Annotated in this window: 8 protein-coding genes and 1 pseudogene; 8 read left to right on the top strand and 1 reads right to left on the bottom strand. The window is 66.1% G+C overall.

The window, feature by feature from the left end:
* Positions 1-43: 43 nt before the first annotated feature.
* The 3 genes and pseudogenes from ASD15_RS05365 (at position 44) to ASD15_RS33070 (ending at position 4,046) form a co-directional block, all read left to right on the top strand.
* Positions 44-667: a PEP-CTERM sorting domain-containing protein gene (locus ASD15_RS05365; protein ID WP_082551579.1), complete on the top strand. Its 624-nt coding sequence runs from the start codon at positions 44-46 to the stop codon at positions 665-667.
* A complete protein-coding gene (locus ASD15_RS05370; RefSeq protein ID WP_200953924.1) occupies positions 658-2,643 on the top strand; it encodes a glycoside hydrolase family 97 protein in 1,986 nt (661 codons plus the stop codon). The genes ASD15_RS05365 and ASD15_RS05370 overlap by 10 nt, the downstream gene beginning before the upstream one ends.
* Positions 2,640-4,046 (top strand): annotated as a pseudogene (locus ASD15_RS33070) (alpha-L-fucosidase). Before ASD15_RS05370 ends, ASD15_RS33070 begins: the two are co-directional and overlap by 4 nt.
* Positions 4,047-4,108: 62 nt before the next feature.
* Here the strand turns inward: ASD15_RS33070 and ASD15_RS05385 are convergent.
* The gene (locus tag ASD15_RS05385) at positions 4,109-6,244 is read right to left on the bottom strand and encodes a beta-galactosidase (protein WP_057153788.1); all 2,136 of its coding nucleotides are present in this window, start codon (positions 6,242-6,244) and stop codon (positions 4,109-4,111) included.
* A 262-nt stretch (positions 6,245-6,506) separates the two neighbouring features.
* On the opposite strand from ASD15_RS05385, the gene ASD15_RS05390 reads away from it, so the two are divergent.
* From ASD15_RS05390 to ASD15_RS05410, 5 genes are all read left to right on the top strand, one after another.
* Entirely contained in the window at positions 6,507-7,919 is a 1,413-nt protein-coding gene (locus ASD15_RS05390; protein WP_057153789.1) for a glycoside hydrolase family 5 protein, read from the top strand.
* 133 nt (positions 7,920-8,052) lie between these two features.
* Positions 8,053-10,296 carry a glycoside hydrolase family 3 C-terminal domain-containing protein gene (locus tag ASD15_RS05395; RefSeq protein ID WP_057153790.1) on the top strand — a complete coding sequence of 748 codons (2,244 nt, stop codon included), beginning with the start codon at positions 8,053-8,055 and terminating at the stop codon, positions 10,294-10,296.
* Positions 10,297-10,318: 22 nt separating this feature from the next.
* Complete coding sequence (locus ASD15_RS05400) at positions 10,319-11,527, top strand: cation:proton antiporter (protein ID WP_057153791.1); 1,209 nt, start codon at positions 10,319-10,321, stop codon at positions 11,525-11,527.
* A 104-nt stretch (positions 11,528-11,631) separates the two neighbouring features.
* Entirely contained in the window at positions 11,632-12,846 is a 1,215-nt protein-coding gene (locus ASD15_RS05405; RefSeq protein WP_157200828.1) for a helix-turn-helix domain-containing protein, read from the top strand.
* Positions 12,847-13,070: 224 nt separating this feature from the next.
* Positions 13,071-15,290, top strand: coding sequence for a hypothetical protein (locus ASD15_RS05410; RefSeq protein WP_057153792.1), 2,220 nt, complete (start codon positions 13,071-13,073; stop codon positions 15,288-15,290).
* The last annotated feature ends 24 nt before the right edge of the window (positions 15,291-15,314 follow it).

A 15,314-nucleotide genomic window follows, 5' to 3' on the forward strand; every position in this document is an offset into this window, starting at 1 on the left:
GGAGGCGCTGCTGGCGCTTCCTCACAACACACAAGAGGACACCATGAAAAGCTTGATACCCGGCCTGATGGCCGGCGCCGGCCTGCTGCTGGCTTCCACGGCCCACGCCGCCGTGATTGACTTCGACGATCTGGACGCGGGCGGGAAACTGGCCAGCCTGTCGAAAAACAATCCGTACGCCGGCTTGGTGTGGAGCGCCAGCTGGTATCTGGGCGACACCGCCGTGGCGGGTTACGACAACGGCGCGCACTCCGGTACGGAATTCGTTTTGAACGGCTTCGGCACGAACCATCTCAGCATCAGCAGCGCGACGCCGTTCGCGTTTGCCGGCGCCTGGTTCGCCACGCCGAACACCAATGGCGCCAAGGCCAGCTGGGTCAACATCACCGCATACGATAGCGCCAACCAGCTGATCGGCAGCACCGGCAACATCGCCATTTCCTCCACTTACGCAATGGTCGCGGCTAATTTCGGCAACGTCGCGCGGCTCGACATCGCGCGCGACAAGGGCTGGTTCGTCATGGACGACCTTGCCTTCAGCCGCGCTGCAACGGTGCCCGAACCGGGCAGCATGGCGCTGCTGGGCCTTGGCGCGGCGGCCATGGGATGGGCCGCGCGGCGCCGCGAGAACGTGGCGGCGCGGCGCGGGGGCGGACCATGCGCCTGAATAAGGGCATGCTGGCGGCAAGCGGCGTGGCACTGCGGGGCGTGGCGGCATTCGCTGCGATATTTGTGGCTGGATCGGCTACCGCACCGGCTGCCGCAGCGCCGGTGGGGGCCGCGCCGGTGGTGGTCACTTCGCCGGACGGCCGCACCGCCATCGCGATCGCGCGCGACGCCGGCCGGTTCTCGGTCTCGCGCGGCGGAGAAGCCGTGATCGCGCCTTCTCCGCTGGGCCTCGACTTCGACGGCGCTGCGGACCTCGGCCCGCTGGCGCTGGAAAAGCAGGATAGAACAGCGGTCGATCGCACCATCCCCCTGGTGGCCACCAAGGCTGCCGCCGCACGCGACCACTACAACGGCGCCACCCTGGTGTTCCGCGAAAGCGCACCGGCCGGGCGCCGGCTGCTCATCGACGTGCGCGCCTACGACGACGGCGTGGCATTCCGCTACCGCATCGCCGATGCCAATCCGGTGCGCCTGCGCGGCGAGCGCACCGCTTTCGTGCCGGCCGGCGATCCCGCCTGCCTGGTCACGCTGCTGGAGGGCGCGCACGAGCTGCCGTTCGAGCGCAAGCAGATCTCGCAGCTGAGCAACGGCGTCGCCTACGATGTGCCGGTGGTCTGCGCCACGCCATCGGGCCGGACCTCGTACGCGATTACGCAAGCTTACCTGGACGGCTACACCGGCTCGTCGCTGTGGCGCGAGGGCGACGCCCTGCGGGTGCGGCTGTCAGCCGTGCCGCAGCGGCCCGCGCCGGCATTCCAGTCAGCGGCCGGGCTGCAGACGGCCTGGCGCGTGGTCATGCTGGGCGACCGGTCCGGCGACATGATCGCCTCCAACCTGATCGGCAACCTGAACCCCGCGCCGACGGGCGACTTCAGCTGGGTCAAACCCGGCAAGGCGGCATGGGACTTGTGGTCCGGGCCGTTGGCCGGCATGAAGCCGGACATGGCGGCCTATCGCCGTTTCATCGATTTCGCCGCCGCATCCGGCTTTCCCTACTACCTGATCGACGCCGGCTGGGCCAAGGGCTCGGGACCCAACTGCTGGGAGGCGCTGCCCGCCACGGACATCACCCGCGCCGAAGACGGCATCGACATGCCGGCGCTGGCGCGCTACGCGGCGGAGAAGGGCGTGGGGCTGCTGTTGTGGGCGCACTGGGAACACGTGGCCCCGCGCATGGACGAAGTGTTCGACACCTACGCACGCTGGGGAATCAAGGGCGTGAAGGTCGACTTCATGAACCGCGACGACCAGGATATGGTCGGCTTCTACCACCGCATTGCGGAAGCCGCCGCCAGGCGCCGCCTGCTGCTCAATCTGCATGGCGCCTACGTCCCGGCCGGCTTGCAGCGCACCTGGCCCAACTTCATCACGCAGGAAGGCGTGCTGGGCGCCGAGTGGAACAAGATGGATGCCCGCATCACGCCGCAGCACAACCTGACGCTGCCGTACACGCGCATGCTGGCCGGTCCGATGGACTACACGCCGGGCGGCTTCCGCAACGCAACGCCGGCCGGCTTCCAGGTGCGCGAGGTGATGCCGATGACGCAGAGTACCCGTGCCCAGGCGCTGGCGATGTATGTGGTGTACGACAGCCCGCTGCAGATGGTGTCCGACGATCCGGAAACGTACCGCGACGCCGCCGGCTTCGATTTCATCCGGCGCGTGCCGACCGCCTGGGACGAGACGCGCTTCCTGGCGGGCGAGCCGGGGCGTGACATCGTGCTGGCGCGGCGCCAGGGGAGCACCTGGTACGTCGGCGCGATGACGGCGGCCGGCGACGGCGAGGGGCGCAAAACCGGCAGCGTGCCCTTGCGCTTCCTGCCTGCCGGGCGTTACCGCGCCACGGTATGGGAGGATGGCGGCACGCCCAACGAGCTGCGGCGCCGCGAACTCGGCGTCACGGCTGGCGACACGCTCACGCTGCATCTGGCGCTTGCCGGGGGCGCTGCCGTGGTGCTGGAGCGCCTGCCATGACGGCCTTGCATTTCTTCAAGAGCGCCACGGTATCGGGTGCGCTGCTGGCTGCCGCACTGTCGCTGCCAGCCGGCGATGCGCCGGCACAGGCCTGGTATGCGCCCGAACGGCCCATACAGCGGCTCGAGGGCGAAGACCCTGCGGCGCGCGTCAAGTGGTGGCGCGGGGCGCGCTTCGGCATGTTCATCCACTGGGGCTTGTATTCCGTTCCCGGCCGTGGCGAATGGGTGCAGTGGAACGAACAGATTCCTGTCGGGGAGTATGCCAGGCTGGCCGACCAGTTCAAACCCGGCGACGTGAATTTCGATACCTGGGCCGAAACCGCCAAGGCCGCCGGCATGAAATACGTGGTGTTGACGGCGCGTCACCATGACGGTTTCGCCCTGTTCGACGACGGCGCCAACCCGTTCACCAGCGTCAGCACCGGCGCGCGCCGCGATCTGGTGGCCGACTACGTGAAGGCGGTGCGCAAGGCGGGGCTGGGCGTTGGCCTGTACTACTCGCCGATGGACTGGCGCTTTCCGGGCTATTTTTTCCCCGACCTGCAGCGCGACAGTGCGGAAGCCATGCGCGAGCAGTATCACCGCCAGGTCGAGAAGCTGATGGCCGGCTACGGCAAGATCGACGTGCTGTGGTTTGACGGGGGCGAGGCCAACTGGCTGAACTTCGGCGCCGACTGGAAGGATGCCGGCGCCCATCCCAAGTGGGTGGCGCGTCCGCGCGGCCAGCAGTACAAGGGCGGCTTCAGCTGGCAGCACGACAAGGTGTATTCGACAATACGCCGCCTGCAGCCGCAAGTGCTGATGAACGGACGCGCCGACATGCCGGAGGATTTCGCTTCCCGTGAGGGCGACGGCGCGCTGGGCGATTTCGACAACCAGCGTCCATGGGAGCTGTGCACCACCATCGCCGGCGCGTGGGGCTACTAGAGCGACGCGCAAGTAAAGCCGCTCAAGCACTACATCCAGCTGCTGGCCAAGGTGGCGGGGCGCGACGGCAACCTGCTGCTGAACGTCGGCCCGCGCGCCGACGGCCGCATCGATCCGCCGCAGGTGCAGCGCCTGCGGGAAATCGGCGCCTGGCTCGGCAAGCATGGCGAGAGCATCTACGAAACCCGCGGCGGCCCGTTCCTGCCGGCGGAATACGGCGCCTCCACGCACCGCGGCAAGACGGTGTATGTGCATGTGCTGAGCTGGCCGAAGGACAAGCTGGCCTTGCCGCCGATTCCGGCGAAGATCGTTGGCGCCTCGGTTCTGGGAGGCGGCAAGGCGGTGTTGACCCAAACCGGGCGCGGCATCGAGCTGTCTGTGCCGCCTGCGGCGCGCAGCGACATCGACACCGTCATCGCCCTCGAGCTGGACTCGCCGGCCGAAGCCATCGTTCCGGTGCGCGTGGCCGACTGAATGCTTGCGCACCGGCCGGCGCCTTGCGGCGTCCTGCGGGTGCGCGGGCGTGGAGGAGCGGCTTACTTGGCGTCCTCTTCGATGATGGCGACGTCCCACGGCGCCAGCGTCAGCTTTTCCCCGGCGGCCACGCGGCCGCCGCCCAACAGGCTGGCGCCGGGCTTGCGCGCATAGTTGAAGCTCACTTCCGCACCGGAGTAGTTGAAATAGTAGTGCACCGCGCGCTGGTAACCGTTGGTGCCGGTGCGCGTCTTCACGCTGGCCGGCAGCTGCTGGTCCGGTCCCGCCACGCCCAGCTCCTGCAGCGAGGACCGCAGCACCGCCCGCTGCAGCTTGTCCGACAGATAAGTGCCCTCATACACCACCTTGCCCGCGCCGAACTGGTTAGACGTGATGGCCGGCCAGCGGCCGAAGAAGGGGTGGTCATACCAGGCCAGCGCCCTGGCCGTGTCCAGTTCCAGGAACTCGGCCCAGTGCTGCACCTTGTTGTCCGCGCCGGCCTGGAATGGATCGCCCTTCAGGGCCAGCGGCTGCGCCAGGTTGGAGAATTCCTGGTAGTGGAAGCCCAGCGCTTCCCTCAGCGGTCCCGGCGCCATGGTCCAGCGCACGGCCGCGTTCTCGTTGGCGAAGCCGCTCTTGAAGGTCATCACCACGTGGCCGCCCTGGCGCACGTATTCGGTGATGCGCCGCAGCAGCGCCTCGTCCGCCACGTACAGCGATGGCACCACCAGCAGCTTGTAGGAAGAGAAGTCCTGCGTGTCGTCGAACACGAAGTCGGTGCCCACGTTCATGTCGTACAGCTGGCGGTGGATCTGGCGCACCTGCGAGCCGTAGTCCGCCTTGGTGCCCGAGCCGCCCCATTGGGATTCCTTCGCGAACGGCATGTCGTTGAGGGCGTTGAGCGAATCGCGGCTCCACAGGATGGCCACGTCGTTGCGGATCTTCAGGTTCACCAGGCGCGGGCCGATCTTCTGCAGCTCGCGGCCGGTGCGGCTCATTTCGGCGTACGCCCGGTTCGGCTCCAGGTCGTGCGACAGCACGCCTTTCCAGTAGGTCTCCTGGTTGGCGTGCACCGAGGCCCAGTGCCAGTATTCGACCATGTTGGCGCCGTTGGCCAGGTGGGTGTAGACGTCCTGGCGGAACTGGCCGTCGTAGGGCGGATACTGGAACGAGGAGCTCCAGTCGGTGCTCTGCGCATTGGTTTCGGTGACCAGGAAGTTGCCGCGCTTGAGCGAGCGCGTGAAGTCGGCGTCGAGCGTCTGGCCGGCGCCGCTGTAGTACTCGCGCTGGCCCCAGTGGTAGACGTTCACGGACGGCATGTCCAGTGCGCGCGTGACGGCCACTTCGTTCACGTCGGCATGCATGGAGCCTGCGAAATCGTGCGTGACGAACTGGCGTGGCGACGCCGATTCGCGTATCAGCTGCGCCTGCCAGCTCAGGAAGTCGGTCACCCGCATCTGCCCCCAGCGCGACCATTCCAGCTTGTAGCCGGTGCTCTGGGCGCCGTCCGGGCGCGGCAGGTCCACCCAGCTGTGTAGGTTCTGGCCCCAGTAGTTCAGGAACCAGGCCTTGCTGAGGTTTTCCGGCGTGCCGAATTTTTTCTCGAGATAGTGCTGGAAGCGGATGAACACGTCGTCGTTGGCGGCGCCGTAGGTGCCGGTTTCATTGTCCACCTGCCAGCCGATGACGTAGGGGTTGTCCTTGTAGCGGGCGGCGATCTTGCGTATCAGGCGTTCGGCGTAGAAGCGGTAGGCGGCCGAATCGGTGTTCATGTTCTGGCGCATGCCGTAGGTGTTCTGTACGCCGTTGAACTTGCGGGCCAGGATTTCCGGGTTTTGCCTGGCCATCCAGGCGGGGATCGAGTAGGTCGGCGTGCCCATGATGACCTTGATGCCGGCCTTGCCCATGGCGTCGATCACGCGGTCCATCCACGCGTATTCGAAGCGGCCGTCCTCCGGTTCCCACAAGCTCCAGGTGGACTCCCCCAGGCGCACCACGTTGAAGCCGGCCGCCTTCATCATCGCCACGTCCTTGTCCAGCCGCTCGTAGGGCATGTACTCGTGGTAGTAGGCTGCGCCGTACAGGATGGTGGGGAATTCCGGCGGCGCGGCGGTTGCGGTTTGCGCCGCTGCCGGCGCGCACGCCGCGGCGGCCAGCGCAAACGACAAGGCGCACGACAGTACTGTTCGTTTCAGCATTCGATTTCTTTCTGATGGTTGACGTGGTAAGGGGCAGCCTATTGTGGCCACGCGCGGCGGGTCCGCGCAATTATGAAAATGTCCAGTGCTGCGTATGATTTGTCGCCGGCCGCGTCTGCGCAATTTCATATTGGCCGTTGACGAATTTTGCAATTGCGGCGCATGGGCGCTGCTTCCACAATAGTTGCACCGGTAGCTGCCGGGGCCGCAGGAGACGCGGCATCCAACCCGCCGCGCCTAACCCCTACCAGAGGTGGAAGAGATGAACGCTGTGTTATCCAAGGCCTTGATTGCCGTTGCGGTCTGCGCGGCGCCGTTTGCGCAGGCGCAGAACTGCGGCAGCGGCGGCGGTGCGACGGTGTGCCTGACGGCGGCCGGCACCGGCAGCGGCGTCCAGTTGAACTGGACCGTGGGCGGCGCGGTCAGCGGCGTGCAGATCTACCGCGATACCGACACCGGCGCCAACGGCCGCAGCCGCGTCGCAGTCCTGAACAAGAGTGCGACCAGCTATACCGACAACAGCGCGGCCCCCGGTACCGCCTACTGGTATTGGGTCAAGTTCAGCGCCGGCGGCGGCAGCTACAACTCCGGCGCCGCCAAGGCCGTGCGCGTAGGCGTGATGCGCAACCTGACCAGCATGCAGCTGTCCGGGCAGATGTCGCCGGGCTGGAACCTGGGCAATTCGCTGGAGGCGATCGGCGGCGCTTACGTCTGGGGCAGCACCAGTTTCAACGAAACCTACTGGGGCAATCCGGCGGCGAACCAGGCGCTGTTCGACGGCATCAAGGCCGCCGGCTTCAGGAGCGTGCGCATCCCGGTGTCGTGGAAGCAATATGCGGACGCGAACGACAACATCAGCCCGCAGTGGATGGACCGCGTCACGGAGGTGGTGAACTACGCCCACAACGCCGGCCTGGCCGCCATGATCAACATCCACTGGGACGGCGGCTGGATGCAGCCGACCTACGCCCAGCAGGGCGCGGCCAACGCCAGGCTGGCCAAGTTCTGGACCCAGATCGCCAACAACTTCAAGAACCACGACGACACCCTGCTGTTCGCCGGCACCAACGAGGTGATGGTCGACGGGAACTACAATCCGCCGACGGCCGAGTACTGCTCGGTGCAGAAGGGCTTCAACCAGGCCTTCATCACGGCCGTGCGCGCCACCGGCGGCAACAACGCCAGCCGCCACCTGGTGGTGCAGGCCTACAACACCAACATCGACCATGCGGTCAATTGCAATGCCGCGATGCCGAGCGACTGGGTGGCCAACCGCATGATGATGGAAGTGCACTATTACGACCCGTTCGACTTCGCGCTGGACGCCAACGGCACTTCCTGGAAGTGGGGCCAGGCTGCCAATCCCTCGGGCTGGGCCAACGAGTCCTATACCGACGCCCAGTTCCAGAAGATCAAGACCGCCTTCATCGACAGGGGCGTGCCGGTGATCCTGGGCGAGTACTCGGCCATCCTGCGCACCGAATACGACCCGGCCGGCGCCTACCGCAAGTACTGGGACCAGTACATCACGCGGGCCGCCTTCACGCGCGGCGTGGTGCCGATGTACTGGGATAACGGCTACACCGCCAACCATCAGTCCGGCCTGTTCAACCGCGCGGCCGGCACGCAGGCATTCCCGGACGTGACGGCGGCCATCGTCAACGCGGCCAGGTGAGGCAGGGCGGCGCCAGGGCGCCGCTGCACAGGTTTTTTTCGTAGTCCGTTGTGTCCGACTGCCTAAACAGCAGTTTTAGGGCGGCTTCGGCCGCCCGCTTTTTTACCCGATATTCACATCAATGGAAGCAAACATGAGATTCAAGAAGCAGATCAGTATCTTGGCGGCCGCAGTGGCCATGTGCTACGGCTGCGCGCTGGCTGCGGACGCAGGCGGCCAGCCGTGGATGAACGCGCGCCTGGACCCGGCGCAGCGCGCCACCCTGGCGGTGGGCGCCATGACCCTGGACGAGAAGCTGAAGCTGGTCTACGGCTACCTCGGCAACGATATGGAGAACAAGAAGACCAAGCGTCCCGAGGAGGCGCACATCCAATCGGCCGGCTTCATCTACGGCGTGCCGCGTCTCGGCATTCCGCACCTGCGCGAAACCGACGCCGGCCTGGGCGTGGCCAGCCAGGGCGGACCGAATGTGCGCACCGCGACGGCGCTGCCGTCCGGCCTGAACACGGCCGCCACCTGGGACATGAAAACCGCCTACGAGGGCGGCGCCATGATAGGCGCGGAGGCGCGCGCCTACGGCTTCAACGTGCTGCTGGCCGGCGGCGTGAACCTGATGCGCGATCCACGTAACGGCCGCAATTTCGAGTACGGCGGCGAGGACCCTCTGCTGGCCGGCAAGATGGTGGGCGCGCAGATCAAGGGCATCCAGTCCAGGCGCGTGGTGTCCACGCTGAAGCATTTCGCGCTGAACGACCAGGAAACCGGACGCACCACGCTCAACGTGAAGATCGACGACCAGGCCAACCGCATGTCGGACCTGCTGGCCTTGCAGATCGCCTACGAGGAGGGCAATCCCGGTTCGGTCATGTGCGCCTACAACCGCATCAATGGCGAGTACGGCTGCGAGAACAACTACCTGCTGAACGAGGTGCTGAAGAAGGACTGGGGCTTCAAGGGCTGGGTGATGTCGGACTGGGGCGCGGTGCACAGCACCATACCGGCCGCCAATGCCGGGCTGGACCAGCAGTCCGGCATGCCGTTCGACTTGGCCGACTACTTCGGCCCGCCGCTCAAGGAAGCTGTGCTCAACGGCTGGGTGCCGCAAGCGCGCCTGGACGACATGGTGCGCCGCATCCTGCACGCCATGTTCGAACACGGCGTAGTGGACCACCCGGTGAAGCCGGCCCTGGACGGCATCGACTTCAAGGCCAACGCCGCCGTGTCGCTGAAGGACGCGCAGGAGGGCATGGTGCTGCTGAAGAACGGCGCCAACCTGCTGCCGCTGAACCCGGCCGTCAAGCGGGTCGCCGTGATCGGCGGCTATGCGGACCGGGGCGTGATGGCGGGCGGCGGTTCCTCGCTGGTGTATCCGGCCGGCGGCAACGCCGCGCCTGAGCTCACGCCCAAGACCTGGCCGGGCCCGGTGATGATCTACCCGTCCTCGCCGCTGAAAGCCATCCAGGCGCGCCTGCCCAAGGCGGTGGTGGCCTACAGCGACGGCACCGATCCCGCAGCGGCGGCCAGGCTGGCGCGGGAAAGCGACGTGGTGCTGGTGTTCGCCACCCAGTGGACCGGCGAAGGCTTCGACATGCCCAACCTGTCACTGCCCAACAAGCAGGACGAGCTGATTGCCGCGGTGGCGGCGGCCAACGCCAAAACGGTGGTGGTGCTGGAAACCGGCGGCCCCGTGACCATGCCGTGGCTGCCCAAGGTGTCCTCGGTGCTGGAAGCGTGGTATCCGGGCAGCAACGGCGGCGAGGCGATTGCCGGCGTGCTGTTCGGCGAAGCCAATCCGTCCGGCCATTTGCCCGCCACCTTCCCGGCGTCCGAGTCGCAGCTGCCCCGGCCGGCGCTGGACGGCTATCCCGAAGTGGCCGACAAGCGCTTCGAGGTTAACTATCACGAAGGCGCGGCGGTCGGCTACAAGTGGTTCGACCTGAAGGGCCTGAAGCCGCTGTTCCCGTTTGGCCACGGCCTGTCCTATACCGAGTTTGCCATGTCCGGCCTGGAGGCCGGTGTCAAGAACGGCGTGCTGCACGCGTCGTTCACCGTGAAGAACACCGGCAAGCTGGCCGGCAAGGAAGTGGCCCAGGTCTACGTGGCGCCGCTCAACACGCGCTGGGAAGCGCCCAGGCGCCTGGCCGGCTTCCAGAAGGTCGATGTCAAGCCGGGTGCCAGCGTGCAGGGCGCCGTCAGCGTCGATCCGCGCCTGCTGGCCATGTTCGACTCGGCCAGCAGGACCTGGAAAGTGGCCAAGGGCGACTACAAGGTCATCCTCGCGGCAGACGCCGCCGCAGCCGCCGACAGCAAGGCCGTCAGCAAGGTGGTGCACCTGGAAGCCGCCGTCTACGACGTGAACGGCAAGCCGCTGAAATAGCCACAACCCCCGGGAGCGCGCAATGAACACGACAGAAATATTCTTGCTGGCCATGCTGCTGATCTTCAGCGTGCCTTACCTGGTGTGGCGGCTCGGCAAAACCGACTATGTCGCCCCGCTGGCGGTGGTGCAGATTATTGGCGGCGTGCTGCTCGGCCCGGGCGTGCTGGGGGCGGCCTTCCCGGAATATCACCGGTTCGTGTTCACTCCCGCCGTCATGCAATCGCTGAACGGCATCGCGTGGTGGGCGGTCATGCTGTTCGTGATGCTGGCCGGCATGGAGCTGGACTTGAAGAAGGTCTGGCAATACCGCCGCGAGAGTGGCGCCACCGCCGCCTTCGCGCTCGGCGTGCCGCTGCTGTTCGGCTGCGGCGCCGCGCTGCTGCTGCTCGGCTACCAGGGCTGGATCGGCCCGAAGGGCAAGGACTGGCAGTTCATGCTTGGCATCGGCATGGCGTGCGCGGTCACCGCGCTGCCGGTGCTGGTGCTGCTGATGGAAAAACTGGAGATGCTGCGCCAGCCCATGGGCCAGCGCATCCTGCGCTACGCCAGCCTGGACGACGTGGCGATCTGGGGCGTGCTGGCGGTGATCATGCTGGATTGGGAGCGGGTAGGGCGCCAGGCCGGCTTCCTGCTCGCTTTCGCCGTGCTCACCGTGCTGTTCCGCCGCCTGATGGTCAAGCTGGAGGAGAGCGACCGCTGGTATGTGTCGCTGATCTGGCTGGCCGCCTGCGGCTTCGGCGCCGACTGGGCCGGCCTGCATTACATGGTGGGCGCTTTCCTGGCCGGCGTGGTGATGGACGCGCACTGGTTCGAACAGCGCAAGCTGGACATGCTGTTCAAGCACATCCTGCTGGCGCTGATGCCGGTGTTCTTCCTCAGCACCGGCTTGCGCACCCAGTGGGACATCGGCAGTTATCCGGTGTTCTTCGCGGCCGGGCTGATGCTGCTGGCCTCCGTGGGCGGCAAGCTGGCGGGCGCCCGCCTGGCCGGGAAGATGCTGGGCTGGAAGCAGGGCGAGGCCTCGATTATCGGCTGGCTGCTGCAGACCAAGGGGCTGATCGAGATCATCTTCGCCAATATCCTGCTGGACAAGCAGATCATCAGCGGCGAAACCTTCACCGCGCTGCTGCTGATGGCCTGCGCCAGCACCATGCTGACGGTGCCCATGGTTCATCCCAAGCTGCACCGCGCGGCCGGCTCCGGCCTGCTGCAGCAAGCCAGTTCCTAGCGCCTGCCGATAGAACGCACTGGTGCCCGGTTGTGCTGCTATGATGCAGGCAAGCCCACCCGCTAGAGGTGTGGCATTGAGACATCTCAACACACTGCACCATCATGCAAGAGTTCTATAAGAAGGCGCTGCAGGCGCTGATTCTCCTGTTGCTTGCGGACGCGCTGCTTGCGGCATTTTTCATCTATCAGAGCTACCTGACCGTGACCGTGCTGGCGCCGCAGCCAGGCGGCCTGCACTGGAAATATGTCGGCCACTCGGATGACGCGCAGGGCGGCACATCGACCGTCCGCATAGACGAGGCCAGGGACGGCGCACTGCGGTTCGACCTCAAGGTGACCGGCGTCGCGACCTATCCTTTTTCGTCGGCCAGCCTTGTGCTGGACAACGGCAAGGGGCAGCCGGCGTTGGTGGACTGGTCGAAGTATTCCACCATCACCTTCCTGGCGAAATGCACGCCCTCCAACTCGATGGTGTTCGCCCTGTCAACGTTCGACGAGAAGGTGTCCACCAAGGGTGAATTCCTGACCTACCGCTCGCCGGCAACCTACTTTTCCTGCAACCGGCATGGCGTGCCGGTGTCCGTCGACATGACCCGGCTGACCATTCCCGACTGGTGGTTCTACACCATGAAGCTCGACCTGACGCACCAGGGGTATGCCTTGGACAAGGTGGGCAGGCTGGTGTTCGGCAGCAGCGTCAACAGTCCTCGCGACATTGTATCCCACGTGGAAATCACTGAATTGACGCTGCGGGGGCGGGATTACCGCTATATCGCCGCGCTGGCGGCGATTCTGCTGGCTGGATGGAGCGCGTTCGGTATCTGGTTTTTCCGCGCCCATGCGCGCGCGCTGATTGCCAGCCTGGACTCCCGGCTGAAAAAAGATTTGCCGCTGATGGCGTACCGGCAATTGACTCTGGAACCTTACAAGGATAAGGAAAAAGCTTCGGTATTGCGTTTTATCGCCACCAATTACACCAATACCGAGTTGGACCTGGAATGCGTTGTTATCGGAACGGGCGCCAACCGCAATAAGGTCAACGAGGTGCTGAGAACGGAACTGGGCATGACCTTCACCAGTTACCTGAATAAATTGAGATTGACGGAAGCGGCCAGGCTGCTGGCCGAGAAAAGCAGTGCGGCGGTGGCCGAAATCGCTTATTCTGTCGGTTACGCCAACGTGTCGTATTTTAATAAATTGTTCAAGGAAGAATACGGCTGCACGCCGAAAGCCTTCCGCTCCATTGCTACTCAGCAAGACCAACCTGCCGCATGCGCGGCCTTGCCTTCCGCCCCTGCGGCGGACGCGTCACACTAGCGCTCCAGCGCGTTTTTCACTGCTTGCACTCCCTGCAGAACTAATCGCAATTTCTGCACGGTGATAGAAATCCTTCTGCAGGCGTTATCGCTGCTGCAGCCCAGTCAATATGCTTGGGCTGTAGTTTGGCGTTCGCCACCTTACTGACCGAGGCGCTGCCATAAAGCGCCCGGCAGCGGGCCTGTTATTGCCTGGGTTATAAAAAGCAATAGAGGAGGAGACCTTTGTATCTGAAAGCGCTGTGCGGGCTGCTGTCCGCCGTATTATTGCCGTTTTTTTCTGCGCATGCGGAGACCTATCAATGGAATTCGGTCGCCATGGGCGGCGGCGGCTTTGTTTCAGGGGTAATTCCAAGCAAAATTGAGCGCGGCATTGTTTATGCGCGCACCGATGTCGGCGGCGCCTATCGCTGGGATGCGCGCGCCGAACGCTGGGTGCCGCTGCTGGATTGGGTGGCGGAAGAAAATGTCGGTTATCTGGGCGTTGAATCGGTGGCGGTGGATCCGAAAAACGCCGCCAACGTGTATCTCATGGTGGGCACAGCCTATTTAAATGGCGGAAAATCCGCCATCCTGCGGTCCCGCAATTACGGCAAGACTTTCGACATCACCGATGTCACCAGACATTTCAAGGCGCACGGCAATGGCATCGGGCGCCAGAACGGCGAACGGCTGCAGGTTGACGCGGACGACAGCAAGGTGCTGTACGCCGGCACGCGCGCCGATGGCCTGTTCAAGAGCGCCGACGCCGGTGCGACCTGGAAGCGCCTGGACGCGCTGCCGGTCACCGCCACGCCGAATGGCAACGGTGTCAATTTCGTGCTCGCCGCCCCGGGCAGGCGGCTGTTCGTTGCCGTCTCGCGCGCCGAATCGGCCGGTCCCAACCTGTACGCCAGCCGCGACGGCGGCGCCAGTTTCGAACCGGTCAAGGGCGGTCCCGCCGGCCTGCTGCCGCAGCGCGCAGCGCTGGCGCCGGACGGCAAGCTGTATATCACCTACGCCAACGGCGCCGGCCCGCATCCGTCCGGCGCCGAAGCCATGGACCGCGGCCAGGTGTGGGAGTACGACAGCGCCGCCGGTGGCGGGACCGGCAGGTGGACCGACATCACGCCGGCCGGCAGCAAGGGCCCGTTCGGCGGCATCAGCATCGACCAGGCCGATCCCCGGCGCCTGGTACTGGCCACCATCAATGTCTGGCAGCCGCAAGGCAAGGGCAGGGCCAGCGCGCAGGGCGACCGCATCTACACCACGCGCGACGCCGGCCGCAGCTGGACCGACGTGGTGGGACGCGGCTTTGCCCTGGACGCGCGCGGCAGGAACTGGATCGCCGGCAGCTCCATCCACTGGACCGGCGACGTGCAGTTCGATCCCTTTGACAGCCAGGCCGCCTGGGTCGTGTCCGGCAACGGCATATTCCGCACCACCGGCATCGATGCGGCCACGGCCACCTGGCGGTTTGAAACCGCCGGCATGGAGGAAACGGTGCCATTCTCGGTGATCGGCCTGCCCGGCGGCCGGTTGGCCACGGCGATCGGCGACTACGATGGCTTTGTGCACCGCAGCCCGGCGCATTACGGCGCCCGCCACAGCCCGGAGATGGGCACTACCACCAGCCTGGTTGCCAGCGCGGACGGCCGCGCCTTGGCGCGTGCCGGCAAGGCCATCTACTCCTCCAATGATGGCGGCGCCACCTGGTCCAAGGCGCCGGCGCTGGCCCACGCCATCAGCGGCGGCTTCGGCCAGCTGGCCCTGTCGGCCGACGGCAGCGTGCTGCTGCATAGCCCGTCGCACGCCTCCGCCACATTCCGCGCCACGGTCGGCGCGATCAGCCGCGCGGGCGGAGCGGGCGCCGGCTGGAGCGCGGTGGCTGGGCTGGACGTGCGCGAAGCGCGCCCGGTGGCGGACGCGGTCAACCCGCAAAAATTCTACGCCTACGACAGCGCCAGCGGCCGCCTGCTGGTGAGCAGGGACGGCGGCGCCTCCTTCGCACCGCAGGCCCGCCTGGCTGCCGGGGGCTCGAAAATCCTCGCCGCCACGCCCGGCGTCGAGGGCGACGTCTGGGCCTGCCTGGCCGGCGCCGGACTGGCGCACACCACCGACAGCGGCGCGCGCTTCCGCAAGATCGCCGGCGTGAGCGCGTGCGGGGCGGTCGGCGTGGGCAAGGCCGCGCCGGGAGCCAGCTATCCCACGCTCTATATGTGGGGCACGGTGGGCGGCGTGCGCGGCATGCTGCGCTCGACCGACAAGGGCGCCAGCTGGGTGCGGATCAACGACGACGCCCACCAGTACGGCGGCCCCGGCAACGGCCAACTGGTGGCCGGCGACATGAACACCTACGGCACCGTCTACATGACGACGGCGGGCCGGGGCATTGTGTACGGCAGGACAGCCGGCACGGCCGGGGACGTGCCCGTCACCGCAACAGGGACGGGTTCAGCTTTATAAAAAAAGAATAGCAATTCAGACCGG

Source organism: Massilia sp. Root351 (assembly GCF_001425045.1).
Taxonomy (GTDB): Bacteria; Pseudomonadota; Gammaproteobacteria; order Burkholderiales; family Burkholderiaceae_D; genus Rugamonas.

Bases quoted from the DNA above. Each gene is read 5' to 3' on its own strand.
- ASD15_RS05365 (WP_082551579.1), top strand. From the start codon at position 44: ATGAAAAGCTTGATACCCGGCCTGATGGCCGGCGCCGGCCTGCTGCTG.
- ASD15_RS05370 (WP_200953924.1), top strand. From the start codon at position 658: ATGCGCCTGAATAAGGGCATGCTGGCGGCAAGCGGCGTGGCACTGCGG.
- ASD15_RS05385 (WP_057153788.1), bottom strand. From the start codon at position 6,244: ATGCTGAAACGAACAGTACTGTCGTGCGCCTTGTCGTTTGCGCTGGCC.
- ASD15_RS05390 (WP_057153789.1), top strand. From the start codon at position 6,507: ATGAACGCTGTGTTATCCAAGGCCTTGATTGCCGTTGCGGTCTGCGCG.
- ASD15_RS05395 (WP_057153790.1), top strand. From the start codon at position 8,053: ATGAGATTCAAGAAGCAGATCAGTATCTTGGCGGCCGCAGTGGCCATG.
- ASD15_RS05400 (WP_057153791.1), top strand. From the start codon at position 10,319: ATGAACACGACAGAAATATTCTTGCTGGCCATGCTGCTGATCTTCAGC.
- ASD15_RS05405 (WP_157200828.1), top strand. From the start codon at position 11,632: ATGCAAGAGTTCTATAAGAAGGCGCTGCAGGCGCTGATTCTCCTGTTG.